Origin of the sequence: Pseudomonas sp. HMWF006 (assembly GCF_003061205.1) — a bacterium.
Taxonomy (GTDB): domain Bacteria; phylum Pseudomonadota; class Gammaproteobacteria; order Pseudomonadales; family Pseudomonadaceae; genus Aquipseudomonas; species Aquipseudomonas monsensis.
In genome coordinates this window covers 4,868-7,536 of sequence record NZ_QAIU01000474.1, presented here as the reverse complement: position 1 = coordinate 7,536, position 2,669 = coordinate 4,868, and the positions used below count along the sequence as shown (strand labels likewise).

Here is a 2,669-nt window from a genome sequence, read left to right as displayed (position 1 = left end):
CTGCACATCCGCGCCGAAGGCTTTCGCACACCGTCCGGCGACTGGCGCGCACAAACCCCGGCGATGCTCGCTGACGCCGGCGTCATCTATTCCAGCAGCATGCGCGGCGATGATCGTCCGTATCTGGTCAACGTCCCCGGTCACAGCACACCGCTGGTGGAAATCCCCGGTCGTTGGGAGATGGACGATTACGCCTCTCTCGCCTACACCCGCGCGCCGAATTTCCCGTCGGGGCTGGATCGCACCGCCAGCTACGCACTGACCCTCGATAACTGGAAGCGTGAGTACGACGGCGCCATGGATGAAGGCCTGTGCCTGACCACCCTGTTTCACCCGAAAATCACCGGCAAACCGGGACGCATCCTGTTGCTGGAGCAACTTTTCGAACACATGCGCCAACGCGATGACGTGTGGTTCGCCACTTGCCGCGACGTCGCCCGCTGGTGGCTGAAGGAGCATCACCATGGCTGACTTCGCTGTTTTGCCCAACCAGGTCTGGCCCGAAGGCAAGCGCTGCGCCGTGGTCCTGACCGTCGATTACAACGACATCCACGGTATTTTGACTCAGGCCCCGGAAGTGGCCGGACGCGACAAGACCCTGTCGGTGTGGCGCTATGGCACGCAACGCGGCGTCGATCGTCTGCTCCGGTTGTTCGAGGAACTCGGGGTGACCAGCAGTTGGTTCGTCCCTGGTATCGTCGCCGAGGAAAACCCGCAGCACATTGCGGCGATCAAGGCTGGCGGCCATGAGATTGCCTGCGCCGGCTATCGCCATCTGGACTACGACCTTCTCGACCTTGCGACGCAAAGTGCCGAGGTCGCCAAGGGTTGTGCCGCGCTCCATGCATTGACCGGCGAACGGCCGAACGGTTTCCGCATTCCCGCCGGCAACGGCGCGCCAGGGTTTATCGAAGCGCTCAAGGGTCATGGCATACGCTGGTGCTCATCGTGGCGTGGCGACGACTTGCCGTTTGCTCATCCAACGGCCCCCGATGTCATCGAACTGCCGCTGCATTACGAACTGGAAGACGAGCCGTACTTCGCCTTCAACCTGAGCCCGGCGGTGCCGCCGGCACAATCGCGTATCGCCTCCTACAGCCATACGCTGGATAACCTGCAGATGGACTTCGCCGGGTTCCACCGGTTCGGTCTGTGTTATGTGCTGCGCCTGCACCCGGAAATCATTGCCACGCCAGGACGGATCGGCGTGCTGCGCGAATTGCTGCAAGGCATTCAAAAGCATGACGACGTGTGGATCGCCAGCGGCGCCGAGGTCGCGCAGTGGTGGGCGCAATCGGCGCAACAGGTGAGCGCCGATCATCCGGCATCGGTCTATGAGCGGCACTATCGGGACTACCTCGTATGACCCAGCGCATGCAGCGTCTGGCGCAGTTTTGCGTCGCGACACACTTCGACGATTTGCCACCGGCACTCGTCGAGCAAGCCAAGCGGCACATCCTCGACACCTTTGGCGCAGCGCTGGCCGGGGCGGACAGCGCCGTGGCGTTTCAGTCGCGGCGCGTGCTGGCAAGCGAGTCCGGTCCGGTGCCCGTCTGGGGCACTTCGTTTCGGGTCGGCGCGGGTCAGGCAGCGCTGCTCAATGGTATCGCCGCCCATGCGCTGGAACTGGACGACACCGGTGGTTGCGATCACTCCGGTGCGGTGGTGTTGCCGGCAATCATGGCTGCGCTTTCGTTGAGCGACAGGACCATCAGTGGTCGCGAGTTGATCACGGCCGTGGTGATCGGCTATGAAATCGGCCGGCGTGTACTGGAAGCCTGTGGCAGCTATTCAGCGCATAACGGCGCAGGCTGGCATTCGACCGCCACCTGCGGAGTGTTCGGCGCTGCGGCGGCGTGCTCGCGGATTCTGCGCCTGGATGTGCAGCAGACAGTGGCCGCGCTGGGCATCGCCGGCAGCTTCAGTGGCGGTCTGTGGGCGTTCATCCACGACGGCTCACAGAGTAAAAAACTGCACAGCGGTCGCGCCGCCGAAGGCGGATTGCTGGCGGCGCGGTTTGCCAGCGAGGGGATCAGCGGCCCCACGCTACTGTTCGATGAAGTCTGGGGTGGTTTTCTCAAGACCTTCGCAGGTGACAACGCGCGCCCTGACGCGCTGGACGCCGATCTGGGCGCGGTGTGGAAGCTCGCGCGTTGTTCGATCAAACCCTACGCGGCCTGTCGCGGAACGCATTCGGCAATCGACGCGCTTGGGTTGTTGCTGGCGCAACTGCAGGTCAGCGCTGATCAGGTCGAGGATGTACAGGTGCGTTTGTGCCCGTTCCTGCAAGACATGTGTGGCGGGCGCGATGTCGGCAGTCTGGCTGCCGCGCAAATGAGCCTGCCGTATGCACTTGCGTCGCGGCTGGTGCATGGCCACTGTCGGCTGGAGGCCTACGACGAAGGGCCACGCCATGACCCACACATCGCCTGGTGGCTGGCGCGCATTCACCTTGAAGTTGATCCGCAGCTGTCCGAGGATGGCGAGCCGTGGGTGACACTTCGCACCGTCGATGGACGCATGGCCAGCCTGTGTGTCGAGGTGCCGCTGGGCGCGCCGGGCAATCCGCTGAGTGATGCGGCACTGGAGGAGAAGTTTTTCAGCCTGGCGTTGCGGGTGTTACCGCGCGGGCAGGCTGACGGGTTGCTGGACGCTGTGCGGCGACTGGA

The 2,669-nt window shown here is 63.8% G+C and carries 2 protein-coding genes and 1 pseudogene; all 3 read left to right on the top strand.

Annotated features, from left to right (window positions below; translation table 11 throughout):
- Positions 1-471: pseudogene (locus DBR24_RS20700) on the top strand (polysaccharide deacetylase); the annotation flags it as partial.
- Positions 464-1,366 carry a polysaccharide deacetylase gene (locus tag DBR24_RS20695; protein WP_128615686.1) on the top strand — a complete coding sequence of 301 codons (903 nt, stop codon included), beginning with the start codon at positions 464-466 and terminating at the stop codon, positions 1,364-1,366. The pseudogene DBR24_RS20700 and the gene DBR24_RS20695, both read left to right, overlap by 8 nt.
- The coding region (locus DBR24_RS20690) for an MmgE/PrpD family protein (protein WP_146189091.1) at positions 1,363-2,669 on the top strand (1,307 nt) is incomplete at its 3' end. The genes DBR24_RS20695 and DBR24_RS20690, both read left to right, overlap by 4 nt.